The 21,322-nt window shown below is 68.3% G+C and carries 21 protein-coding genes and 3 pseudogenes; 12 read left to right on the plus strand and 12 right to left on the minus strand.

Features of this window, described 5'->3' with window-relative positions; all coding sequences use genetic code 11:
• Nucleotides 1–14 precede the first annotated feature (14 nt).
• Nucleotides 15–152 carry an aa3-type cytochrome c oxidase subunit IV gene (locus H7F49_RS03340; RefSeq protein ID WP_235981698.1) on the minus strand — a complete coding sequence of 46 codons (138 nt, stop codon included), beginning with the start codon at nt 150–152 and terminating at the stop codon, nt 15–17.
• Nucleotides 153–338: 186 nt separating this feature from the next.
• Here H7F49_RS03340 and H7F49_RS03345 point away from each other — a divergent pair, with 186 nt between their 5' ends.
• The 3 genes from H7F49_RS03345 (at nt 339) to H7F49_RS03355 (ending at nt 2,323) form a co-directional block, all read left to right on the plus strand.
• Nucleotides 339–1,739: a sigma-54-dependent transcriptional regulator gene (locus H7F49_RS03345; RefSeq protein ID WP_214647632.1), complete on the plus strand. Its 1,401-nt coding sequence runs from the start codon at nt 339–341 to the stop codon at nt 1,737–1,739.
• Between the two features lie 62 nt (nt 1,740–1,801).
• The gene (locus H7F49_RS03350; protein ID WP_185682135.1) at nt 1,802–2,005 is read left to right on the plus strand and encodes a hypothetical protein; all 204 of its coding nucleotides are present in this window, start codon (nt 1,802–1,804) and stop codon (nt 2,003–2,005) included.
• A 90-nt stretch (nt 2,006–2,095) separates the two neighbouring features.
• Nucleotides 2,096–2,323 (plus strand): hypothetical protein, encoded by a 228-nt coding sequence (locus H7F49_RS03355; RefSeq protein ID WP_185682136.1) that lies wholly within the window; start codon nt 2,096–2,098, stop codon nt 2,321–2,323.
• Here the strand turns inward: H7F49_RS03355 and folP are convergent.
• From folP to H7F49_RS03370, 3 genes are all read right to left on the minus strand, one after another.
• Nucleotides 2,294–3,391 carry a dihydropteroate synthase gene (folP, locus tag H7F49_RS03360; RefSeq protein WP_185682137.1) on the minus strand — a complete coding sequence of 366 codons (1,098 nt, stop codon included), beginning with the start codon at nt 3,389–3,391 and terminating at the stop codon, nt 2,294–2,296. The genes H7F49_RS03355 and folP overlap by 30 nt on opposite strands.
• 192 nt (nt 3,392–3,583) lie before the next feature.
• Nucleotides 3,584–4,741, minus strand: coding sequence for a site-specific DNA-methyltransferase (locus tag H7F49_RS03365; protein WP_185682138.1), 1,158 nt, complete (start codon nt 4,739–4,741; stop codon nt 3,584–3,586).
• 239 nt (nt 4,742–4,980) lie between these two features.
• Nucleotides 4,981–5,607 carry a ribonuclease HII gene (locus H7F49_RS03370; protein ID WP_185682139.1) on the minus strand — a complete coding sequence of 209 codons (627 nt, stop codon included), beginning with the start codon at nt 5,605–5,607 and terminating at the stop codon, nt 4,981–4,983.
• Nucleotides 5,608–5,691: 84 nt separating this feature from the next.
• On the opposite strand from H7F49_RS03370, the gene H7F49_RS03375 reads away from it, so the two are divergent.
• From H7F49_RS03375 to H7F49_RS03395, 5 genes are all read left to right on the plus strand, one after another.
• Nucleotides 5,692–6,210, plus strand: coding sequence for a GNAT family N-acetyltransferase (locus H7F49_RS03375; protein ID WP_185682140.1), 519 nt, complete (start codon nt 5,692–5,694; stop codon nt 6,208–6,210).
• A 22-nt stretch (nt 6,211–6,232) separates the two neighbouring features.
• Nucleotides 6,233–6,772, plus strand: coding sequence for a DUF1285 domain-containing protein (locus H7F49_RS03380; protein ID WP_185682141.1), 540 nt, complete (start codon nt 6,233–6,235; stop codon nt 6,770–6,772).
• Nucleotides 6,769–7,365: a CoA pyrophosphatase gene (locus tag H7F49_RS03385; protein ID WP_328806493.1), complete on the plus strand. Its 597-nt coding sequence runs from the start codon at nt 6,769–6,771 to the stop codon at nt 7,363–7,365. Before H7F49_RS03380 ends, H7F49_RS03385 begins: the two co-directional genes overlap by 4 nt.
• On the plus strand, nt 7,358–8,527 hold the full coding sequence (locus tag H7F49_RS03390) for a CCA tRNA nucleotidyltransferase (protein WP_185682142.1): 1,170 nt from the start codon (nt 7,358–7,360) through the stop codon (nt 8,525–8,527). Before H7F49_RS03385 ends, H7F49_RS03390 begins: the two co-directional genes overlap by 8 nt.
• A 63-nt stretch (nt 8,528–8,590) precedes the next feature.
• The gene (locus H7F49_RS03395; RefSeq protein ID WP_185682143.1) at nt 8,591–9,235 is read left to right on the plus strand and encodes a retropepsin-like aspartic protease family protein; all 645 of its coding nucleotides are present in this window, start codon (nt 8,591–8,593) and stop codon (nt 9,233–9,235) included.
• Between the two features lie 259 nt (nt 9,236–9,494).
• Here the strand turns inward: H7F49_RS03395 and H7F49_RS03400 are convergent.
• Nucleotides 9,495–9,803, minus strand: a pseudogene (locus H7F49_RS03400) (integrase core domain-containing protein); the annotation flags it as partial.
• A 240-nt stretch (nt 9,804–10,043) separates the two neighbouring features.
• Between H7F49_RS03400 and H7F49_RS03405 the strand changes: the two are divergent.
• Nucleotides 10,044–11,340: pseudogene (locus tag H7F49_RS03405) on the plus strand (IS110 family RNA-guided transposase).
• Nucleotides 11,341–11,549: 209 nt separating this feature from the next.
• Here H7F49_RS03405 and H7F49_RS03410 read toward each other — a convergent pair.
• Nucleotides 11,550–12,140: pseudogene (locus H7F49_RS03410) on the minus strand (DDE-type integrase/transposase/recombinase); the annotation flags it as partial.
• A gap of 65 nt (nt 12,141–12,205) precedes the next feature.
• Here H7F49_RS03410 and H7F49_RS03415 point away from each other — a divergent pair.
• Entirely contained in the window at nt 12,206–12,835 is a 630-nt protein-coding gene (locus H7F49_RS03415; RefSeq protein WP_185686732.1) for an HNH endonuclease, read from the plus strand.
• Nucleotides 12,836–12,999: 164 nt separating this feature from the next.
• On the opposite strand, the gene parC is transcribed toward H7F49_RS03415, so the two are convergent.
• The 5 genes from parC to H7F49_RS03440 all read right to left on the minus strand — a co-directional run bounded on the left by parC (nt 13,000) and on the right by H7F49_RS03440 (nt 18,209).
• Nucleotides 13,000–15,288 (minus strand): DNA topoisomerase IV subunit A, encoded by a 2,289-nt coding sequence (parC, locus tag H7F49_RS03420; protein ID WP_185682185.1) that lies wholly within the window; start codon nt 15,286–15,288, stop codon nt 13,000–13,002.
• A 148-nt stretch (nt 15,289–15,436) separates the two neighbouring features.
• Nucleotides 15,437–15,610 (minus strand): Flp family type IVb pilin, encoded by a 174-nt coding sequence (locus tag H7F49_RS03425; protein ID WP_185682145.1) that lies wholly within the window; start codon nt 15,608–15,610, stop codon nt 15,437–15,439.
• 116 nt (nt 15,611–15,726) lie between these two features.
• Complete coding sequence (locus H7F49_RS03430; RefSeq protein ID WP_185682146.1) at nt 15,727–16,059, minus strand: 2Fe-2S iron-sulfur cluster-binding protein; 333 nt, start codon at nt 16,057–16,059, stop codon at nt 15,727–15,729.
• A 24-nt stretch (nt 16,060–16,083) separates the two neighbouring features.
• Complete coding sequence (locus H7F49_RS03435; protein ID WP_185682147.1) at nt 16,084–17,157, minus strand: cysteine desulfurase family protein; 1,074 nt, start codon at nt 17,155–17,157, stop codon at nt 16,084–16,086.
• On the minus strand, nt 17,154–18,209 hold the full coding sequence (locus tag H7F49_RS03440; RefSeq protein WP_185682148.1) for an aminotransferase class V-fold PLP-dependent enzyme: 1,056 nt from the start codon (nt 18,207–18,209) through the stop codon (nt 17,154–17,156). Before H7F49_RS03440 ends, H7F49_RS03435 begins: the two co-directional genes overlap by 4 nt.
• Before the next feature lie 136 nt (nt 18,210–18,345).
• On the opposite strand from H7F49_RS03440, the gene H7F49_RS03445 reads away from it, so the two are divergent.
• Entirely contained in the window at nt 18,346–19,002 is a 657-nt protein-coding gene (locus H7F49_RS03445; RefSeq protein WP_185682149.1) for an alpha/beta hydrolase, read from the plus strand.
• Nucleotides 19,003–19,023: 21 nt separating this feature from the next.
• Here the strand turns inward: H7F49_RS03445 and H7F49_RS03450 are convergent, their stop codons facing one another.
• The gene (locus H7F49_RS03450; protein ID WP_185682150.1) at nt 19,024–19,224 is read right to left on the minus strand and encodes a hypothetical protein; all 201 of its coding nucleotides are present in this window, start codon (nt 19,222–19,224) and stop codon (nt 19,024–19,026) included.
• A 98-nt stretch (nt 19,225–19,322) separates the two neighbouring features.
• On the opposite strand from H7F49_RS03450, the gene H7F49_RS03455 reads away from it, so the two are divergent.
• On the plus strand, nt 19,323–21,164 hold the full coding sequence (locus tag H7F49_RS03455) for a DUF885 domain-containing protein (RefSeq protein WP_235981700.1): 1,842 nt from the start codon (nt 19,323–19,325) through the stop codon (nt 21,162–21,164).
• The last annotated feature ends 158 nt before the right edge of the window (nt 21,165–21,322 follow it).

Raw genomic sequence — 21,322 nt, forward strand, 5'->3', positions numbered from 1 at the left:
GCCCCCGGACAGCGTCAGACGAGGAGATAGACGACGAAGGCCGTCAACAGCATGAGCAGCGGGGTCGTCCACTTGACCGCATTGATGAACCCTTCGTAGGTCTCGCGGGCGGCCTTGATGTTGTTGCTCGATGCCATCTCATTCGATCCCATGTTGCGACCCCTTGGGGGGCCTGCTGCGGCTTGTTTCGCCGAAGCCTCTATCCTGCAGCGGGTTCCCGCTCAAGAGTCGATAGCCCCCCCTGATCTTTAAGCTGGTTTTTACCCTCATGCGCTAAGACTTCCGCCGTGCGAGGGAACCAGACACCATCGATCGCTGAGTTCGAACAGCGCCTGTTGATGCTGATCGACGACGAGCCGGCGCAAAGCCGCCTGATCACGGCCCTGGCGGGTCGGGAAGGCTGGCGCACGCTGGTCGTCCGCGATCCGGAAACCGCGATCGCCACGCTGGGCACCCGGCAGGGCATGCAGTTGTCCGCCATCATCCTGGACCAGTGGGTCCCCGGCGACGAGGCCTGCGCCCTGATCGCCGAACTCAAGGCCCGCCGCCCGGCCCTGCCGATCCTGATGCTCACCACCAGCTCCTCGCCGCTGCTGGCGGTCGAGGCGATGCGCGCCGGGGCGACCGACTACCTGATCAAACCGGTGGCTCCGGAGCGTCTGATGCAGGCGCTGCGGGCAGCGACCACCAAGGGCATGCCCCGCGACGAGCTGGCCCCGCTGACCGAGAAGATGCCGGGCAAGCCCGATTTCGACGCGATGATCGGCGCCGCTCCGACCTTCCGTGCCGCTTTGGCCGTCGCCGCCAAGGCGGCGCGCGGGCACAACCATGTGCTGATCGAGGGCGAAAGCGGGACCGGCAAGGAAATGCTGATCCGGGCGATGCACGCCGCCAGCCCGCGGGCCAAGGCGCCGTTCCGCATGGTCAATATCGGAGCCGTGCCCGCCAACGCCATCGAATCGGTCCTGTTCGGGCACGAAAAGGGCGCCTTCCCCGGCGCCTTCGACCGCCTGGTCGGGGCGATCCAGCAATGCGACGGCGGCACCCTGGTGCTCGACGAGATCGACCGGCTGCCGGCCCCCGTGCAGGAACGGCTCGCCGAATCGCTCGCCCGGGGCGATGTCCGTCCGATCGGCGCGCGCCATTCGTTCCGCATCGACGTGCGCATGATCGCGGCGAGCAACCTGCCCCTGCAGGACCTGGTCGCCGGCGGACACTTCATGTCGGAACTGCACGAGGCGATGGCCCAGGTCACCCTCACGCTGCCACCGCTGCGCGAGCGGGCGCAGGACATCCCGGCGCTGGCCCGGCACTTCCTGGCCCGTATCGGCGAACAGCCCGGGCTGCGCCGCCTGTCGATCACCGACAGCGCCCTGTCGCTGCTGTCGGCCTATGACTGGCCCGGCAACGTGCGACAATTGCAGGCCGTCCTGTTCCGCGCCGCGGTGTTCTGCGACGGCGATGGCCTGACCGCCGAGGACTTCCCGCAGCTTTCGACCATGCTGGGCGTCGATCAGCCCGTCACCCCCGGCAACCAGGCGGTGCATGGCTCGCCTGGCGTGCTGCTCTACACCCCGGACGGCAACTTGCGGCCCCTGGAAGAGATCGAGGCCGATGTCATCCGCCTGGCCATCGGCCACTATCGCGGCCGCATGACCGAAGTGGCCCGGCGGCTGGGAATTGGCCGGTCGACGCTGTACCGCAAGCTCTCCGACCTCGGCATCGACAGCGCCGCGTGAGCGACCCTCACCCCGACCGCAATTCAAGATCGACCGCGAGCCGGGTGCTTGCGATCCTGCTCATGCTGACCGTCGTCATCTCGGCCACGCGGATCGGCCTCGCCTTGCGGGACGGCGCCATCACCGACAAGCACGGTCAGACATGGTCCCGCACGGCTGAACCCGAGCACTTCTGGCTGCTGCTGATCCCCTGCCTGGTGTCGGTCGTGATCCCGGCCGGTGTCGTGATCGCGCTGTGGCGCAGGACAGACGACCGATCGCGCTGAGTTCATCCTGTTTCTTCGCAAGCCACGCGAACAATCTGGAACACAATGCCGATTGTCCCATTTCCGTCCTGTCAAACAACGGAAAGAGCCATGGGCATTCTCAGCATCAACGAACCGGCCGGAACCCTGCTGACCGGCTGGGAGCTGATTCCGACCGCGGAGGACATGGACCCGCGCGTGCCGGCTCCGGCGGATCGGCAGCACTGCGACACCGGACCGGAAGTGGACACGAAGCCGGGCGAGGATGACCCCAGTGCGCCCCCGCTCACCGCATCCCGGTCGACGCGATCAAAGTGGGAGCTGCGCGAAGTCGGTTAGCGCCGCGTCGCGCATCCCGCGCCAGACCCGGGCCGCCTGCACCGTGGGAGCGGCATCGTGGACCCGGTGGAGTTGCACGCCGGCGTCCATGGCCTTGAGCGCCAGGGTTAGCGAACCGCCCAGCCGTTGATCCGCCGGCGCCTCGTTCGACAGGGCGCCGATCATCCGCTTGCGGCTGGCGCCGACCAGCAACGGCTGGCCCAGCGCGTGGAACAGCGGCAGCGCGTTCAGCAATGCCAGGTTATCGGCCAGCGACTTGCCGAAACCGATACCGGGATCCAGCACGATCCTGTCCCGGGCGATACCCGCCGCCAGCGCGGCATCGCGGCGCGCCTCCAGCCAGTCGAACACGTCGAGCACCACGTCGGCATAAGCGCCGTTGGCGTGGAGGTCTTCGCCCTCGCCCGGTGCGTGCATCAGCACGACCGGCGCGCCGCTGCGGGCGGCAAGATCGAGGCTGCGCGGATCGTGGCGCAGCGCGGACACGTCGTTGAACAGGTGGGCTCCGGCGGCCAGGGCCGCCTCCATCACCGCGGCGCGACGGGTGTCGACGCTGATCGCGGCGCCCATGGCGGCAAGCCCCTGCACCACCGGCACGACGCGCTGGATCTCATCGCCTTCCCACACCGCCGCCGCGCCCGGCCGGGTGGACTCCCCGCCCACGTCGACCAGCGCGGCTCCCGCCTCGAGCATGGCGGCGGCATGAGCCAGCGCAACCTCGGGCCGGTCCATGAAGGCCCCGCCGTCGGAAAAGCTGTCGGGCGTCACGTTGAGGATGCCCATGACCTGCGGCTGGTCCAGGCGGATCGTCCGCTCCCCCAGTTGCAGCGGCGGATGGACCCGGCGCAGGTTGTCCCACTGGGTCCGCACGGCCTCGGGCCAGTCGTCCAGTCGCGCCTCGATGTCCCGGACCGAGAGCAGATCGCGCCGGACCACCCGCCCGGCCTCCCGCTGGACCAGGGCGAACCGGCTGGCATAGACCAGCCCCCCGCCGAGCCGGATGGCGGCGCCTTCCTCGCTCTGCGGGCTCTCGGCAAGGGCGGTCGGGCGAAGGTAGTAACGGGTCATGACCGGTCCTTAGCCGCGCCGCGCCGCGGGCAGAAGCGCGATCAGCGCGGGGCGCGGCGAAACCGCGCGGGCCCGCGCCGGCGCGGCCCGGCCAGCCGTGCGAGCGGACCGGCCATGCGCTGCCGGGCACGCGCCAACCGCGGGTCCCGCAAGGTGTGCAGGATCACCACCAGAGCATCGCCGATCGGCATTTCAGGGTTCGGTGGCCAGCAGGTACAACTGACGGATATCGTCGAGCGGCTTCAACTGGCCTTCGTGCTCGATGTGCCAGAAGCTCCAGCCGTTGCACGAAGGCGCGCCTTGCAGCTTGGCGCCAAGGCCGTGGATCGAGCCGCTGTCGGCCCCGGTATCGAGCGAGCCATCGGCCCGGACCAGCGCCACGAAGCGCCGCTTCTTGTCGCAGACCACACTGCCCGGCTGGATCCAGCCGGTCTCCACCAGGGTCCCGAAGGCCACCTTCGGCGCGGCCTTGGGGCTTTGCATCGTGGTGATTGCGCTCTCGTCGAGCGGCAGGGCTAGCTCGATCCGCTCGAGCGCAGCCTCGCGGTACGCGCTCTCGCGCTCGCAGCCGATCCACTGGCGACCGAGGCGCTTGGCGACCGCTCCGGTGGTGCCGGTGCCGAAGAACGGGTCGAGCACCACGTCGCCCTTGTTGGTGGTGGCCAGCATCACCCGATAGAGCAGCGCCTCGGGCTTCTGGGTGGGATGAACCTTCGCCCCGCCCTTCTTGAGCCGTTCCTGCCCCGAACAGATCGGCAGGACCCAGTCCGACCGCATCTGCAATTCGTCATTGAGCGTCTTCATCGCCCGGTAATTGAAGGTGTAGCGCGATTTTTCGCCCATGCTCGCCCAGATCAGCGTTTCGTGCGCATTGGTGAACCGGGTCCCCTTGAAATTGGGCATCGGGTTGGCCTTGCGCCAGACGATGTCGTTGAGGATCCAGAACCCCATGTCCTGCAGGATGGCGCCGACCCGGAAGATGTTGTGGTAGCTGCCGATCACCCACAGCGAGCCGGTAGGCTTGAGCACGCGGCGCGCCTCGGCCAGCCATTCGCGGGTGAAGGTGTCGTATGCGGCGAAGCTGTCGAACTTGTCCCAGTGATCGGTCACGGCATCGACGTGACTGCCATCGGGCCGGTTGAGATCGCCGCCGAGCTGGAGGTTGTAGGGCGGATCGGCGAAGACCATGTCGACGCTGGCGCTCGGCAGCGAGCGCATCGCCGAGATGCAGTCCCCCGCGAGGATCTGGCCGACCGGCAAGGCCACCTGTACGTCCCGGGGTCCACGCCCCGCGCTCCGCGCCCGGGTTCGCGTGCCCGCGTTCCGTTCCTTGAGCATCAGCTCGGCCATGATCCCTGCAACCCCCTGTGGAAAAGTCTCCCTATGGTGAGTCATCACAGAGTCGTCGTCAAGCCACGACTCGCCAGAATCCGGCGAGTCGCACCACTCAAGGGGTGAGAACGGAACGAGTCCGGCACCACATGTTGAGCCTGTCTGCTGGCCCGGGCCACCAGATGTGGCGTGCGGGCTCCCGGCCAAAAATCGTCGGCCCGGCCCTTGCCCGCCCCGGGCCGGGCAGGTTTCGCGGGTCAGAACAGCGCCAGCTGGGCCACCGGGGCGAAGCTGCGGCGGTGCAGCGGACTGGGGCCATGTTCGCGCAGCGCGGCCAGATGCTCCGGAGTGCCGTAGCCCGCATTGCGTTCCCAGCCATAGTGGGGATGGCGCAGCGCGTGTTCGCGCATCACCGCGTCGCGGTGTTCCTTGGCGATGATCGAGGCGGCCGAGATGCAGGGCTCGATCGCGTCCCCGCCGACGATCGCGCGCGCCGGCCAACGCCAGTCGGGCTGGCGGCCCTGGGGGGTGAGGTTGCCGTCGATCAGCACCTCGTGGGGATCGCGGCCGAGCTGGTTGCACAGTCCCGCGACCGCCATGGTCATGGCACGCATCGTCGCGGCGAAGATGTTGATCCGGTCGATCTCCTCGGCCTCGACCACGCCCAGGGCCCAGTGGCAGCGACGGCGGATCTGTTCGTCCAGCCGGGCGCGGGCCGCGCGGGTCAGCTTCTTGGAATCGTCGAGTCCGCCCGGGCGCGGGCGGCACAGCACCACCGCGGCGGCGACCACCGGCCCCGCGAGCGGCCCGCGCCCCGCCTCGTCGACGCCGACCACGATCCGTTCGGGCAGGGAACCGGGGCAGGCCGGGCGGCGATCATCCATGCCGCTGCCTATCGCCCGCCGGTCGCCCGGGGGGCAAGAGATTCGTTGCACGGCCGGGCGCTTGGCCCTATCCGCCCCCGACCTATGACCCAGGCCGCCAACCTGATCCCGCTCGACGCGGTCGACCCTGCCCTGATCGAGGACCTGCTCGATCGGGCGTTCGAGCCCGGCCGGCACCAGCGGACCGCCTACAAGGTGCGCGACGGGATGGACTGGCTGCCCGGCCTGTCCTTCGCCGCGCTGGATGGCGAGGAGCATCTGGTCGGGACGATCCAGTGCTGGCCGGTCGCCCTGACCGATCCCAACGGCCGCGCCCATCCGCTGATCATGGTCGGCCCCGTGGCGGTCCTGCCCGAGCAGCAGGGCGCCGGCTATGGCAAGGCGCTGATGACCGCCGCGCTCGCCGCGCTGAGCCCGCAGGCGCCGCTGCCGCAGGTGATGATCGGCGATCCCGAATACTACGGCCGGTTCTTCGGCTTCTCCAACGCCCACACCGGCGGCTGGGACCTGCCCGGTCCGTTCGAGCCGCGCCGCCTGCTGGCGCGCTGCGACAATCCGGCGATCCTGCCCGAACGGGGCATGCTGGGGCCTTGGCGCCGCTGATCCGATCTGGCATCGCGCCGCCATGCCCTATACCCCGCCGCCCGAACTCGCCGCCCTGTCGCTGACCGAGATCGCGGCCCTGGTCGCCGAACGGAAGGTGCCGCCCATCGGCGAATGGACCCCCGCCGAGACGGTGGAGAGCGGGATCGCGATCCACGCCGACGGCAGTTGGTACCACGAGGGCGGGCGGATCACCCGCCCCGCCATGGTGCGCGCCTTTTCCAGCCTGCTGGTGCGCGACGCCGAAGGCCGCCACTGGCTCTGCACGCCGCATCAGCGCCACGCGATCACCGTGGCCGACGCGGCCTTCATCGCGGTCGACGTCGTGGCCACCGGCGGGGCGCTGGCGTTCCGGCTCAACACCGACGACACGGTCATCGCCGGGCCGGACCATCCGCTGCGCGCCGCGGGCAGCGCCGAGGCCCCGGCGCTGTACCTGGCGGTGCGCCACGGCTGCGAGGCCCGGATCAACCGCAGCACCTGGCTGCAACTGGCCGAGCTGGCCGAGCCCGACTGGACCGTGACCAGCCAGGGCCAGCGCTTTTCGCTGGTGCCGCAGTGAGCCCGCTGTTCGATCGGCTGGCCGAGCGGCACCGGCTGGGCCATGCGCGCGACGACGTGGCGCTGACCGTCGACCAGCGCCTGCCCCCCGATCGCACCGGGTTCCGCCCGGCTGCCGTGCTGGCAGCGATCACCGAGCGCGAGCGCCCGGGCGTGCTGCTGATCCACCGCCCCTCCAACATGCGCGCGCATCCCGGCCAGGTGGCCTTTCCCGGGGGCAAGCTCGATGCCGGGGAGACTGCGGTCGAAGCCGCCCTGCGCGAGGCGCACGAGGAGCTGGGCATCCCGCCCGAGGCGGTGACCGTGGTGGGCGAGAGCGATCTCTATTTCACCGGCACCGGCTATGCGATCACCCCGGTCATCGCCACGATCCCGCCCGACGTGACGATCGTTCCCAACCCGGCCGAAGTGGCCCAGTGGTTCGAGGCCCCGCTGGACTTCATGCTCGATCCGGCCAATCACCGCGAGGTTCCGGTCGAATGGGAGGGGCGTCCGCATGCCTATTGGGAAATCGTCTGGAACGAGCACCGCATCTGGGGCGTGACCGGCGGACTGATCGTCAATCTTTCGCGAAGGCTGAGCTGGCATGACTGAGCTACCCCCGGCCGACTGGACGCGCCGCGCCGACCTGGCCGCGCTGGTCGCCGCGCTCGGCCCCGGCCAGGCCCGCTATGTCGGCGGCGCGGTGCGCGATACGCTGCTCGGCCTGCCGGTGAAGGACATCGACATGGCCACCCCGCTGCGCCCGGACGCGGTGATGGAGCAGCTCGCGGCGGCGGGCATCCGCACGGTCCCGACCGGGATCGAGCACGGCACGGTCACCGCGCTCCTGGCCGGTGGCCCGGTGGAGATCACCACCCTGCGCCGCGATGTCAGCACCGATGGCCGCCGCGCCACCGTGGCCTTTGCCGAGGCCTGGCACGAGGATGCCGCCCGGCGCGATTTCACCATCAACGCGCTCTACGCCGATCCCGACAGCGGCCGGATTCACGACTGGTTCGACGGCCTGGCCGATCTGGCCGGCCGGCGCGTGCGGTTCATCGGCGCGGCGCGGGAACGGATCCGCGAGGACCACCTGCGCATCCTGCGGTACTTCCGCTTCCAGGCGCGGTTCGGCACGCTCCCGCCCGACGCCGAGGCCGAGGCCGCCTGCGCCGAGCTGGCGCCGACCCTGAAGGGCCTGTCGCGCGAACGGGTGGCGATGGAACTGCTCAACCTGCTGGCCCTGCCCGATCCGGCCCCGACCGTGCAGCGCATGGCCGATCTGGGCGTGCTGGCGGTGATCCTGCCCGAGGCCGATCCCGCCCCGCTCGCCCGGCTGACCGCGACCGAGCGGCGCGAACAGGTCACGCCCGATCCGCTGCGCCGCCTGGCCGCCCTGCTCCCGGCCGACCCGCCGCTGGTCGATCAGGTCGGCGCGCGGCTGCGCCTGTCGACCGCGCAGCGCAAGCGGCTCGCCACCGCCGCAGGACGCGATCCGACCGATCCGGCGACACCGCGCGCCCTCGCCTATCGGCTCGGCCTGACCGAGGCCAGCGACCGGCTGCTGCTGGCCGGCGGAAGCGTGGCGGCGCTGACCGGCTGGGACGTGCCGCGCCTGCCGCTGAAGGGCGGCGACATCGTCGCTCGCGGCATCGGCGCCGGGCCCGAGGTGGCCCGCGTGCTGCGCGCGGTCGAGGCGCGGTGGCTGGCCGAGGACTTCCCGGGGCCGGAGCGGGTGCGGGACCTGCTCGAGGCCGTGCTCGCGACGCGATGACCAGGCCCACCGCCTTGGCGAGTCAGGCTGCGGACAGCCGGGGACGGCGATAGGGTGGGCACCATGGACCTCGCCCCGCTGGGACAATACCTGCTGAGCCAGCCGCTGCTCGCCCTCGCCCTGGTGTCGATGGCGACCGTGCTGCTGGGCGGCCTGCTGCGCCATCTCTCGCCGCTGCTGGGCGGGCTGGTCCGCTCGATCGGCAACATCGGCCTGTTCGGGGCCCTGCTGCTGACCGTGATGCAGATCGTCCGCGTCAACCAGAATGTCGATTTCGGCCTGCCGCAGCTCGGCCTGCCCACCCAGCAGGTGAGCGGCCGGGAAACCCGCGTGCCGATCGCGCGCGACGGGCACTTCTGGGTCACGGCCAGCGTCAACGGCGTGCCGCAACGCTTCCTGGTCGACACCGGCGCCACCGTGACCGCGATCGCCCCCGAAGTGGCCGAGGCCGCGCGGGTGACGGTGCAGCCGATGCGCCAGCCGATCCTGATGCGCACGGCCAACGGCACGGTACCGGCCCGGCTGGTGACCATCGGCGAGGTGCGCATCGGCAATGTCGTGGCGCGCGACCTCGACGCCGTGGTCGCGCCGGGACTGCAGGGGACGAGCGTGCTGGGCATGAACTTCCTCTCACGCCTGGCGAGCTGGCGGGTGGAAGGCCGCACGCTGATTCTGGTGCCGCACCATCCGCAGGAGGTGGAGAGCTGAGGCCGCCACCGGCCCCGACCCGTTCAGGCAAGACCTGCTTCGGCTGAACAGGTTGACACGGTTGACAGGGTCCATGGGAGGAACTGTCACTCCGCCTGCGCGGGGCTGTTGCGGGGCGGGATCGGCGGGGGTTCCGGGGCTGGTCATGGCGGAACTGTGCCATCGCGCTGGCGGGTAGGAAAATGGGTGGGTGTTGGTGCGGGGTTTGGGACGCCGTGGGAGGCTTGTCGCGACCACTTAACCAAGGGACAAATGCCTTGTTTGGTCCCGGGATTTGATGGTGCGGGTCTGATGTGAATCGGTTGGGTTCTTTTGTCCAGCATTTGCAGATGAACTCGTATGGTGTGAGTCCCTGCAGGGTCTTCAGCCGCTTGGCGAAGTTGTAGGCAGCGACGAAGTTGGCGAGATGATCACGCAGCTGGTCGTGCGTCTCGTAGTAGAAGCGCTTGACGGTCGCTTCCTTGATGGTGCGGTTCATCCGCTCGACCTGACCGTTGGTCCAGGGATGCTTGGGCTTGGTGGTGCGGTGATCGATGTCGCTGAGGGCGCAGGCATATTCGAAGGCATGAGCACGGAAGAGCTCACCGTTGGCGATCGCTTCCTTGATGAGCGGCACGGCCGAGCCGCCGGCACCCGGCGTCGTGAAGTGGATACCATAGCACATTGGGAACCGGTCCCTCGCAGGGCCGCGATGCCTTGATGAAGACAAGGGCGCGTCGCGCCCGCCGGCTTCATCAAGGCGGCCATGACCGGCCAGCAGGTCTCTAAAGTGAAGTTGTCGACTCAACCCTTTGGAGACGGACCGACCATGACCAAGCGCAGTTCTACCCCCGCCGACGCCGTGCTGGTAGCCATCGATATGTCGAAGCACCGGCAGGAGGTATTGATTGAACGCCCCGAAGGCGGCCGCCGCCGGCGCATGACGATCATGGCCACCAAGGCTGACTACGATCGCCTCGCCGACGAGCTCAGCTGCATAGGGCGCCCGATCGTCGTCGGCTTCGAGGCGACCGGCAACTACCATCGCACCCTGGCGCATCGGCTGCTCTCGGCAGGCTTCGAGCTGCGACTGATTTCGTCGGTTGCCCTCGCTCGCACCCGCGAGGCGTTGCACAATGGTTGGGACAAGAACGATTCCAAGGATGCGCAGGTGATTCTGCACATGCTGCGGATCGGTGCCACGCAGCGTTACGTCGATCCGCTGGCCGCCGGGATCAACGACCTGCAGGAGATGTCGAAGACCCATGAAGCCATCTCCAAGGCCAAGACTCAGACCTGGCATCGGATCCTGACACACTATCTGCCGCTGTATTTTCCTGAGATCGAGCGCTTCGCTGGCAACAGCCGATCCGACTGGTTTCTGGCCCTGCTTGAACGCTTCCCAACCCCTGCCAGCATGACGGCGCTCGGCCAGGAAGGCTTTACGCACGAGGCTTGGTCTCTCGTCGGTCGCAAAGTGTCCAAGGCACGGTTAATCAACGACATCTACGAGACGGCCTGTGCTTCGGTGGCGCTGCCGATCGACGAGAACTCGGTCGCAATCACCATGTTCCGCATGGTCATCGCTCAAGCCAGGAGCCTCATCCGGCAGCGCGACGAGATCGAACGAACCGCCCACGCCATGCTGAGCGACAACCGCGATTACCAGCTGTTGCGCATGATTCCGGGGATCGGGCCGATCAACGCGCTGACCATCCTCGCCGAAGCAGGCGACCTTCGCCGGTTCGCCCACCATCGCCAGTTTCTCAAGTTCTGTGGCCTCGATCTGGCGACCTGCCAGTCGGGCACATTCCGCGGGCGGACCAAGCTCTCCAAGTACGGCAACGCCCGGCTACGGCGAACCTTCTGGATGGCGACCCAGGTTGCCATCCGCCAGCGCGACAACAGCTTCCGTGACAAGCTTGGCCGTTATGTCGCCGGCCATGGCAACGACCCTGATCGCCGCCGCAAGGCGATGACCGCACTCACCGCCAAGATGGCGCGCGTCGCTCACGCCGTCATCAAGACGGGAGCCGAGTACCGCCCGTTCGTCGAACGGGCGGACACCAGATGGAAGGACCCCTCTCTGCTGTGCCGTGAGGGCGCTACGGCGACCCTGTAGATAATGTTCGGGCCTTCCATCTGGCATCCGCATCTCATTTTAAGGACGGTGAGGACCACGACCTGCTCGGCCGCTGGATCCTGTGTTTGCTATGGCCGAGAGCGCATTCCTTGACGATGGAAGCCATCTGGATCAGAACGCAACCAGCGCCGATCACAATCGGCGCAACGAGACCTGCTGGCCGTTTCCCGCTGCTGCTTCCCAACCTAGGACGTTATCGGTCAGCACAGTGTGGATCTTGTATGGCACGGCAGCGATCAGTCGGTGCAGGAAGTCGCGAGCGGTTGCAGTCTTTGCCTTCTCGTGCAGCTCGACGAAGGCGAACTTGCTGGTCCGATCGATCGCCACGAACATGTACAGCCTGCCCTGCTCGGTCCGGACCTCGGCAATGTCGATGTGGAAGTACCCGATAGGGTATGAGCGGAACTTGCTCCGCTTCGGCTTGTCGCCTTCGACTTCGGGCAACCGAGAGATGTCGTGCCGCTGGAAGCAGCGGTGCAGTGAGGATCGCGTCAGGTGGGGGATTGTCGCTTGGAGGGCGTAGAGACAGTCGTCCAGCGCGAGGAGCGTATGTCTGCGGAAGGCGACGATGATCGCCTCTTCTTCGACCGACAACACAGTCGACCTCGGCTCCTTCGGTCCGGTCTTCCGGTCGTTGAGAGACCGGCGCTGGCGCCACTTGGCCACCGTCTTGGGGTTGATCCCGTGACGCTTGGCGAGAGCCCTCAGGCTCTCTTGACTATCTTGTATTGCTCGACGGACTGCCGCTGTCGTGCGGGCGCTCCCGTGCAGAACTTGGCCCATAGTGCATCCTTCCATCCCTGGTCGAATAATGCACCATCAAATCCCGGGACCAAACATCTAAGCAGTTGGCGGAAGATGATCCAGAGCAAGCCAAAGCTTTGAGGGATCTGCTGGGCGTTGACCCAGCTTCCATCAAGACGACGCAATATGCATTGGTGAGGGCGGAGCAGGACCGCGATGCCGCTTTTCGGTGGCACCGATTGAATTCAATTCGAAAGAAAAAGATTGCCGTCAAGGATAAGCTCCTTGAGTACCTGCGCGCAAACGTTGGTCAACCAGTCTCTGGTGAAGATTTGCGCTACCTAGCAAACAACAAGAAAGAATGGGCTCGACGGACCCGAGAGCTGCGGACGCAGGGCGGGTGGCCGGTGATGACGTTGCAACAGGGACGGAAGGATTTGCCTGTTGGGAGCTACGTACTAGAAGAAGATCGGCAAACCTATGAACATGACCGGAAGATTCCTGATTCTGTTCGTATCGAAGTTCTAGAGCGGGACAAGTTCGGTTGCCGTGTCTGCGGTTGGACACGCGATGCGGCACATAGGGACGATCCACGTCGCCTGCTCGAATTGCACCATATTGAAGAGCACGCGAAGGGTGGGAGCAATGAGGCAGCAAACCTAGTAACGCTGTGCAATGTCCATCATGACGACTATCACGCCAATCGCCTCGATTTGACTTCCTATCTTCCTTGAGCGATGTAGGCTGTAAGTACCCATCTACAAATGTGCGCGACAATTCCGGTCGTAATAGACAAAAACATCACTTTGCCATACACTTAGGCCGAATGCGCCAAATTTGGCCACAGATGCAGTCTGTAGCTTAAACGTACAGACCACCAGCCCCCTACCACCCGTCCCTAAAACTTATTATCCCGCGGGAACCCGTTCGGCGGCATGCGCCCTGCCGCGCCGCGGGCGACCTTCCACAGGCGGACGTCGCTCTCCGTCCGGGTGCGGCCGGTTTCGCCGCCCATCTTCCAGCTCAGGCCGTCCTCCAGCCGCAGGGTGGTCGCGTCGGACAGGCCGCCCTCGCGGAAGCGCATCAGGGCCACGCCCTGGCCCTTGGCCATGACCGGCATCTCGGCCAGGCTGAAGATCACCAGCTTGCGGTTCTCGCCCACGGCAGCGACATGGTCGTGCTCGGGCGGGATCTCGCGCACGATAGTCAGGCGCACGTCGGGCTTGGTGCTCATCACGCCGCGGCCCTTGCGGGTTTCGGCGAGCAGCTCGTCCATTTCGGCGACGAAGCCGCGCCCGGCGTTGCTGGCCAGCAGCAGTTGCGCCTTGGGCCGATAGACCACCACCGCGATGATCTGCGCCGCGGCGTCGATATCGACCATGGTCCGCACCGGCTCGCCAAAGCCCCGGGCCGAGGGCAGCTTGTCGGCCCCCAGCGTGTAGAACCGGCCGTTGTCGCAGGCGAGCAGCAGCTTGTCGGTGGTCTGGGCATGCAGCACGAAGGCCGGGCCATCGCCCTCCTTGTACTTGTAGTCCTTGTCGAGCGGCTCGTGCCCGCTGGCCCCGCGGATCCAGCCGCGGGCCGAGAGGATGACGGTAACCGGCGCCTTCTCGATCATCGCGTCCAGGCTGAACTCGCGGGTGGGCGCGGCCTCGGCGATGGTGGTGCGGCGGCGGCCGAGCGGGGTGTCCGGGCCGTATTCCTTGCGCAGCGTGGTCAGGTCGCGCTTCAGGCGGGTGCGCTGGCGGGCCGGGCTGTCGAGCAGCTTCTGCAGCTCGTCCTGTTCGGCCAGCAGATCGTCGCGCTCCTGCCGCAGCTCCATCTCCTCCAGCTTGCGCAGGGAGCGCAGCCGCATGTTGAGGATCGCCTCGGCCTGGCGGTCGGTCAGGTTGAACTCGGCGATCATCACCGGCTTGGGCTCATCCTCGTTGCGGATGATGGCGATGATCCGGTCAAGGTTGAGGTAGGCGACGATATAGCCTTCGACCAGCTCGAGCCGGGCGGCGATCTTGTCCAGGCGGTGGCGGCTGCGGCGCACCAGGATATCGATCTGGCTGATGATCCATTCCTGCAGCAGCTGCTTCAGCCCCAGCACGCCCGGAGTCCGCCGCGCATCCAGGACATTGAGGTTCAGCCCGAAGCGGCTTTCCAGGTCGGTCAGCTTGTACAGCGATTCCTTGAGCAGATCGGGATCGACGTTGCGGCTCTTGGGCACGAAGACAATGCGGATGTGCTCGTCGCTCTCGTCCCGGATGTCCTCCAGGATCGGCAGCTTCTTGTCGGCGATCAGCGTCGCCACCTGTTCGATCAGCTTGCCCTTGGGCAGCATGTAGGGGATTTCGGAAATGACCAGTTGCCACTGGCCGCCACCGAGCTTCTCGATCCCGGTCTCTTCCCAGTTCCCCGCCTCGTCGCGCCCGGTGGAGAAGCGGCCGCGCACGCGGATGGCGCCCTTGCCGCTTTCATAGGCCGCGCTGATCGCCGCCGGACTGTCGACCACGACCCCCCCCGTGGCGAAATCGGGCCCGTGGAACACCTCCATCAACTGGGCGTGTTCGGCATGGGGATTGTCGATCAGCAGCAGCGTGGCATCGACGATCTCGGCCACGTTGTGGCTGGGGATCGAGGTGGCCATGCCCACGGCGATGCCGGTGGCGCCGTTGGCCAGCAGGTTGGGGAACAGCCCGGGGAAGATCTCGGGTTCTTCCTCCTCGCCATTGTAGGTCGGCACGAAATCCACCGTGCCCTCGTCCAGCCCGGCCATCAGGCGGATCGCCGTGCGGGTCAGGCGCGCTTCGGTGTAACGGTAGGCAGCGGCGTTATCGCCATCGATGTTGCCGAAGTTGCCCTGCCCTTCGACCAGCGGATAACGCAGCGACCAGTCCTGCGCGAGCCGGACCATCGCATCGTAGACCGAGGCATCGCCATGCGGGTGGTACTTGCCGATCACGTCGCCGACGACGCGGGCCGATTTCTTGAAGCCGCCGGTGGGGTCCAGCTTGAGTTGGCGCATCGCCCAGAGCAGGCGGCGGTGGACCGGCTTCAGCCCGTCACGCAGATCCGGCAGGGAGCGCGCGGTGATGGTCGACAGGGCATAGACCAGGTACCGTTCGGACAGGGCGCTGTCGAACGGGGCATCGACGATGGCGTCGAACGGATCGGGCTCTTCGGTGGTGGTGCTCGGCATCGCCGGATGCCGTAGCATCGGGTCGCGCCATGGGGAAAGCCATGCCGCGCCGTCTTCCCCGGGTTTTCCTGTCGGGTCGGGGGAAGAAGCGGGTTTCCCGTGCCCTCCCCAGGGCACGGGTCATCCCGGCGGGGTCACCCCCGACAAATCAGGCGTTCGAGGCCTGCAGACGCGACGACGTGCGCGAGAAGGTGGTGTTGAGCTGGCTGCCCAGGCCGGCCACGGTGGTCATCACGGCCACGGCGAGCAGAGCGGCGATCAGGCCGTACTCGATGGCGGTGGCGCCGGATTCATCGTTCAGCAGTTTCTGGAAAAAGGTCATATCTGGTCCCCGACGTGCGGCCGCTACCCCAGCAGCCAAGCCAGACCCGTCTACTCATGACCCCTTAACAACTAACTAAAGTTATATCGTTAAAAACTGATGGCTTGCGCTCCGGATCAGAAGCGCTGGATGTCGCGGGCCTCGCCCGGGACGCGCACCTCGAGGCCGTCCAGCGCCTCGGTGATCACGATCTGGCACGACAGGCGGCTGGTGCGGGTGACCCCCGCGGCCAGGTCGAGCATGTCCTCCTCGTCCTCGGAGGCGGGCGGCAGGCGATCGAACCATTCGGGCGAGACGATGACATGACAGGTAGAGCAGGCCATCTGCCCCTCGCAGGTGCCTTCCAGCGCCATGCCGACCGCCTGTCCCACTTCCAGCAGCCGCTGGCCGACCTCGGCCCGGGCCGGGACCTTCTCGCTCTTGTCGTTGACGAAACTGACCGCAACCATCGCACGCTCCCGAAGGCCAGACTTTCATTGCGCCGCGGCCGCCGCGGCCATCCGCGTACAGGCCTCGATCACCTCCGACATCCCCGTATAGCGGCCGAAGCCGATGCGGATCGAACCACGGGCCGCCCTGGCGTCCAACCCGATCGCCTGGAGCACGTGGCTCGGTCGCCCCGAGCCACTGGCACAGGCCGAGCCGGCGGAAAAGCCAATATCTCTTAAATCGGACATAAGTCGGGCAACGTCGAGCCCCTCGCGGCGCAGGTTGAGGTTGCCGGGCCAGCGCCGCGCGGCCGAACCGTTCAGTGTGAAGCCCTCGAGCGCAGCGCGCGCCTCGGCCCACAGCGCGGCCAGATGCCGCTCCTCGGTGGCGGCGTTGCTGCGGGCCAGGGCCGCCGCCGCACCGAACCCGGCACAGAGCGCCGGGCTCAGCGTGCCCGAGCGCAGCCCCTGCTCCTGCCCGCCGCCGTGGATCAGCGGGGTCAGCCCGACGCCATCGCGCACCCACAGCGCTCCGATCCCCTTGGGGCCATAGAGCTTGTGGGCCGACAGCGCGATCAGGTCGGCCCCGGCGGGTGGGGACAGCTTGCCGGCGCCCTGCACGGCATCGCACAGGAACAGGGCCCCGCCCGCCCGCGCCCGTTCCGCCAGGGCCTCGACCGGCTGGATCGTGCCGATCTCGTTGTTGACCTGCATGACCGCGACCAGCTCGGTCCCGTCCGGCCAGTCCACCGTGGCATCGACCAGCCCCTCGGCATCGACCGGCAGGATGGCCGCCTGCGGATCGACCGCCCGGGCGGTGTCGAGCACCGCCGCATGCTCGATCGCGCTCACCGCCAGGCGGCGGGCGCCGCTGCCCTTGATCGCCAGGTTGAGCGCCTCGGTCGCGCTGCCGGTGAAGATCACCCGTCCCCCGGGGGGCAGCAGCGCGGCCACTTGCTCGCGCGCGACCTCGATCGCGGCGGCAGCGGCGCGACCGGCGCGGTAGGGGCTGTGCGGATTGGCGAAGCCCGTGCCGCCCGGCCCGTCGAGCCAGGGCAGCATCGCCTCGCGCGCTTCGGGCGCCAGCGGTGTCGTGGCCTGGTGATCGAGATAGATCATCCGGCGATCTCGGCCCAGGCCGCGGCGAAGGCGTCGAGCTCGTCCGGCGTGGTGCTCCACCCCAGGCTGACCCGGACCGTGCGCCGCGCCACGTCCGGATCGATGCCGAAGCCCTGCAGCACCCGGCTGGGCTTGAGGCTGCCCGATGAGCAGGCGCTGCCCGCCGAGATGGCGAAGCCCAGCGCATCCATGCGGATCAGCATCGCATTGGCGGCCATCCGCGGCGCGGCGACGGCGAAGATGTGGCTGCACTGCCGGCCCGGGCTCAGCACCTCGCCATGCCGGGCCAGCGCATCCCGGAACCCCGCTCGCTGCGCCGCCGTGGTGGCCCAGCCCACGCTGCCGCCCGCCTCGAGCGCGGCGGCCAGGCCCAGCGCCCCGGGCAGGTTCTCGGTTCCCGGACGATAGCCCCGTTCCTGCCCGCCGCTGGGTTCGAGCAGGGCCCAGTCGCGCACCAGCAGCGCCCCGATCCCGATCGGGCCGCCCAGTTTGTGGCCGGAGACGACGATCAGATCGGCATCGGGCAAGGGGTCCTTGCCGGCGGACTGCGAACAGTCGGCCAGCAGCAGCCCGCCCGCGGCGCGGACCGGCCCGACCACCGCATCCCCGAGCGGCGGCAGCAGCACCGTGCCGGTTTCGGAATTGATCGACTGCACCGCGACGATCGCCCGCCCCGGCGCCGCCAGCAGACCAGCGAGCGCCTCGGCATCGGGCGCACCATCGCGGATGGGGAGAACCTCGGCCCCTGGCGCGGCCCGCCAGACAGCGTCGTGCTCCACCGCCGAGACGATGCGCCGGTCGACCTTGGCCCGGCCCAGCGCAATCGCCAGCGCCTCGCTCGCCCCGCTGGTGAAGACCAGTTCACCCTCCCAGCCCAGCGCGGCCTTGCACCGCGACCGCGCCTCCTCGAGCGCGGCCCGGGCCGCCCGTCCCGCGCCATGGGGACTCGATGGATTGGCCCATCGCGCGAACCCCTCAAGCATCGCCTCGCGCGCGGCGGGCAGCAGCGGCGTGGTCGCGGCATGGTCAAGATAAAGCGAATTCGCGATCATCGGGGGCAAAACGTTGCTTTCAGGCCAGCGGTTTCTATATAGCGCTCTCCTTCCATTCACAGCCCCCTCCGCCCCGGCGCCCGAAAGGGCCGGTCGCCGCGGACCAGGCGCAACCCGAAGCAGAGCCCGCACAGCCATGCCAGCCGTCATCTTCCCCGGACCCGAAGGCCGCCTCGAAGGCCGCTTCCAGCCCGCCTCGCGGCCGCGCGCGCCGGTCGCGATGATCCTTCATCCCCACCCCCAGGCCGGCGGGACGATGAACGATCGCATCACCATGGCGCTGTACAAGACGTTCCAGGCCCGCGGCTTCGCCACGCTGCGCTTCAACTTCCGCGGCGTGGGCCGCAGCCAGGGCAGCTTCGACAACGGCATCGGCGAGCTGTCGGACGCGGCCGCCGCGCTCGACTGGGTCCAGTCGATCCACCCCGAGGCCAGCACGACCTGGATCGCCGGCTATTCGTTCGGCGCGCTGATCGGCATGCAACTGCTGATGCGCCGGCCGGAAATCCGCGGCTTCATCTCGATCGCGCCGCCGGCCAACATGTACGATTTCAGCTTCCTCGCGCCCTGCCCCGCCTCGGGCATCATCGTCCAGGGCGCCGCCGACACGGTGGTGACGCCCAACGCGGTGCAGAAGCTGGTCGACAAGCTGCGCACGCAGAAGCACATCACGATCCACCACGACGAGATCCCGCGGGCCAACCACTTCTTCGAGAACGAGCTCGACGACATGATGCTGTCGGTCGACAAGTATCTCGACTTCCGCCTCAGCCCGGACTGCCCGATCCGCTGAGGCTGCAGGCTCCGGTCAGGATCAGTCGGGTGTCCGGCTGACCGGGGCCGACCCGCCGGAGGTGGGCAGCACCCAGATCGCGACATTGGCCGCCATCACCACGGCCAGGACCAGCATCAGCACCACCTGCTTGCGCGCCCCGCCCCGGCGCCACAGCACCAGCGCGCCCAGCGGCAGGGCGAAAACCATCAGCATGGCGAGCGACAAGGCGACATCCTGCATGGCCGCGCCTCTAGCGCGGTCCGGGCCGCTGCGGAAGACGTCCGGGCGGACCGCCGAACGGGTTTGACAGAGCCGCGTTCCGCCAGCAGCATGGTTTCATGCAAAACCATCCCGTTACCCGCCGTACGGTCCTGGCCGGCACCGGCTCCGCCCTGGCCCTCGCGTCCGCCCCCGGGCTTGCCGCCAGCCCCGGAATTGCCCAGAGCCCGGGCGATGCCTTCGCCGCCCGGGTGCTGGACCGGATCGCCTGGAACCTGATGACGCTGGAGCCCGAACGGGCCACCGGGCTGGGGCTCGACACCGGCACCCATGCCGCGCTGCGGGCCCGCTCCAGCGATCGCTCGCCCGCCGGACAGGCCCGGACCGTGGCCCTGCTCAAGCAGGACCTGTCCGCTGCCCAGCGCATGCCGCGCATGGTGATGAGCCCGGCCACCATGACTCACCTGGCCGTGGTGCAGAGCGCCTACCGCACCGCGCTGGACGGCTTTGCCCTGCCTTATGGCGACGTGTCGATCGGCGGCTGGCGCAACAGCCCCTATGTCGTGATCCAGAACGTCGGCGCCTGGATCGACGTGCCGCGCCTGCTCGAGGTGGACCAGCCGGTGAAGACCCGCGCCGATGCGCAGGCCTGGCTCGACCGGCTGGCCGCCATGGCCCCCCAGCTGGATGGCGAGACCGCGCGGATCGCCGCCGCTCGCGGACTGGGACTGGTTCCGCCCGATTTCCTGCTCGACAAGACCATCGCCCAGATGGGCCAGTCGATCGCCACCCTGGGCGGCGACGGCGGCACCATGCTCAAGAGCTTCGCCGACAAGACGCGGACGATCCCCGGCACCTGGACCGCCCAGGCGCGGGCCCTGCTGCGCCAGCGGATCGTGCCCGCGCTGGAGCGCCAGTTGGCCGAGCTGCGCCGGGAACGGGCCATGGCCACCAGCGCGGCGGGGCTGCGCGGCCGGCCGCATGGTGAACAATGGTATGCCTGGGGGCTGCGCGCCGGAACGACCACGACCCGCGCACCGGAAGAGATCCACCGCCTGGGCCGCGAACAGCTGGCCGAGTTGCAGGCGCGCATGGAGGAAATCCTGCGGTCCCAGGGGCTGACCACCGGCACCATCGCGCAGCGGATCGACGCGCTGCAGAAGGACGCGCGGCAGGCCTTTCCCACCGGGGACGAGGGCCGCCGCCAGATCGTCGCCTACATGCAGGACCGGGTCGACTGGGCCCGGGCGCAGATGCCGCGCGCCTTCCGCAAGCTGGTGCCGGGCAAGCTGGAGATCCGCCGCCTGCCCGAAGCCGAGGAGATCGGCGCGCCCCCGGCCTATGGCGGTGCCGGCGCGATCGACGGATCGATCCCCAGCCGCATCTGGGTCAACCTGCGCGACACCACGATGCACAACCGGGTGACCATCCCCGACCTGGTGTTCCATGAAGGCATTCCCGGCCATGTCTGGCAGGGCGAATACACCCATACCATGCCGCTGATCCGCTCGCTGCTGGCCTTCAACGCCTACAGCGAGGGCTGGGCGCTCTATTCCGAGCAACTGATGGACGAGCTGGGCGCCTATGCCGACGATCCGGCCGGACGGCTGGGCTATCTCCAGGGCTTCGCCTGGCGCGCGGTGCGGCTGATCGTCGACACCGGCATCCACGGGATGGGCTGGACCCGGGACCAGGCCCTGGCCGAATTCACCGCGGCCACCGGCCTGCCCGGCTCGACCGCGGTGTCCGAAGTGGAGCGCTATTGCGCCTGGCCGGGCCAGGCCTGCGGCTACAAGATGGGCCAGAACGAAATGGTCGCCCAACGCGAACGGGCCAGGGCCGCGCTGGGCGATCGGTTCGACCTGCGGGATTTCAACCAGGCCGTGATCGATGGCGGCAATGTCCCGCTGGACGTGCTGGCCACCAATGTCGGCCACTACATGGCGGACGCGCGGGGCTGAGCCCCTGCGCACCGGCCGGAGCGAGGTCGCCGGGTGCGAAGGGCAACTTTCGCCCGGGAGCGGACGTTGGTTTCCTCCCCCGACGGGGGAGGGGGACCATGCGAAGCATGGTGGAGGGGCACCCTGTCTGGACGAGAGGCCTTGCCCCAAGGAGGGTG

Origin of the sequence: Novosphingobium aerophilum (genome assembly GCF_014230305.1) — a bacterium.
GTDB classification, from domain to species: Bacteria; Pseudomonadota; Alphaproteobacteria; order Sphingomonadales; family Sphingomonadaceae; genus Novosphingobium; species Novosphingobium aerophilum.

Excerpts from the sequence above, each read along its gene's own strand:
- H7F49_RS03340 (WP_235981698.1), bottom strand. The coding sequence starts at position 152 with ATGGGATCGAATGAGATGGCATCGAGCAACAACATCAAGGCCGCCCGC.
- H7F49_RS03345 (WP_214647632.1), top strand. The coding sequence starts at position 339 with ATGCTGATCGACGACGAGCCGGCGCAAAGCCGCCTGATCACGGCCCTG.
- H7F49_RS03350 (WP_185682135.1), top strand. The coding sequence starts at position 1,802 with ATGCTGACCGTCGTCATCTCGGCCACGCGGATCGGCCTCGCCTTGCGG.
- H7F49_RS03355 (WP_185682136.1), top strand. The coding sequence starts at position 2,096 with ATGGGCATTCTCAGCATCAACGAACCGGCCGGAACCCTGCTGACCGGC.
- folP (WP_185682137.1), bottom strand. The coding sequence starts at position 3,391 with ATGACCCGTTACTACCTTCGCCCGACCGCCCTTGCCGAGAGCCCGCAG.
- H7F49_RS03365 (WP_185682138.1), bottom strand. The coding sequence starts at position 4,741 with ATGGCCGAGCTGATGCTCAAGGAACGGAACGCGGGCACGCGAACCCGG.
- H7F49_RS03370 (WP_185682139.1), bottom strand. The coding sequence starts at position 5,607 with ATGGATGATCGCCGCCCGGCCTGCCCCGGTTCCCTGCCCGAACGGATC.
- H7F49_RS03375 (WP_185682140.1), top strand. The coding sequence starts at position 5,692 with ATGACCCAGGCCGCCAACCTGATCCCGCTCGACGCGGTCGACCCTGCC.
- H7F49_RS03380 (WP_185682141.1), top strand. The coding sequence starts at position 6,233 with ATGCCCTATACCCCGCCGCCCGAACTCGCCGCCCTGTCGCTGACCGAG.
- H7F49_RS03390 (WP_185682142.1), top strand. The coding sequence starts at position 7,358 with ATGACTGAGCTACCCCCGGCCGACTGGACGCGCCGCGCCGACCTGGCC.
- H7F49_RS03395 (WP_185682143.1), top strand. The coding sequence starts at position 8,591 with ATGGACCTCGCCCCGCTGGGACAATACCTGCTGAGCCAGCCGCTGCTC.
- parC (WP_185682185.1), bottom strand. The coding sequence starts at position 15,288 with ATGCCGAGCACCACCACCGAAGAGCCCGATCCGTTCGACGCCATCGTC.
- H7F49_RS03425 (WP_185682145.1), bottom strand. The coding sequence starts at position 15,610 with ATGACCTTTTTCCAGAAACTGCTGAACGATGAATCCGGCGCCACCGCC.
- H7F49_RS03430 (WP_185682146.1), bottom strand. The coding sequence starts at position 16,059 with ATGGTTGCGGTCAGTTTCGTCAACGACAAGAGCGAGAAGGTCCCGGCC.
- H7F49_RS03435 (WP_185682147.1), bottom strand. The coding sequence starts at position 17,157 with ATGATCTATCTCGATCACCAGGCCACGACACCGCTGGCGCCCGAAGCG.
- H7F49_RS03440 (WP_185682148.1), bottom strand. The coding sequence starts at position 18,209 with ATGATCGCGAATTCGCTTTATCTTGACCATGCCGCGACCACGCCGCTG.
- H7F49_RS03445 (WP_185682149.1), top strand. The coding sequence starts at position 18,346 with ATGCCAGCCGTCATCTTCCCCGGACCCGAAGGCCGCCTCGAAGGCCGC.
- H7F49_RS03450 (WP_185682150.1), bottom strand. The coding sequence starts at position 19,224 with ATGCAGGATGTCGCCTTGTCGCTCGCCATGCTGATGGTTTTCGCCCTG.
- H7F49_RS03455 (WP_235981700.1), top strand. The coding sequence starts at position 19,323 with ATGCAAAACCATCCCGTTACCCGCCGTACGGTCCTGGCCGGCACCGGC.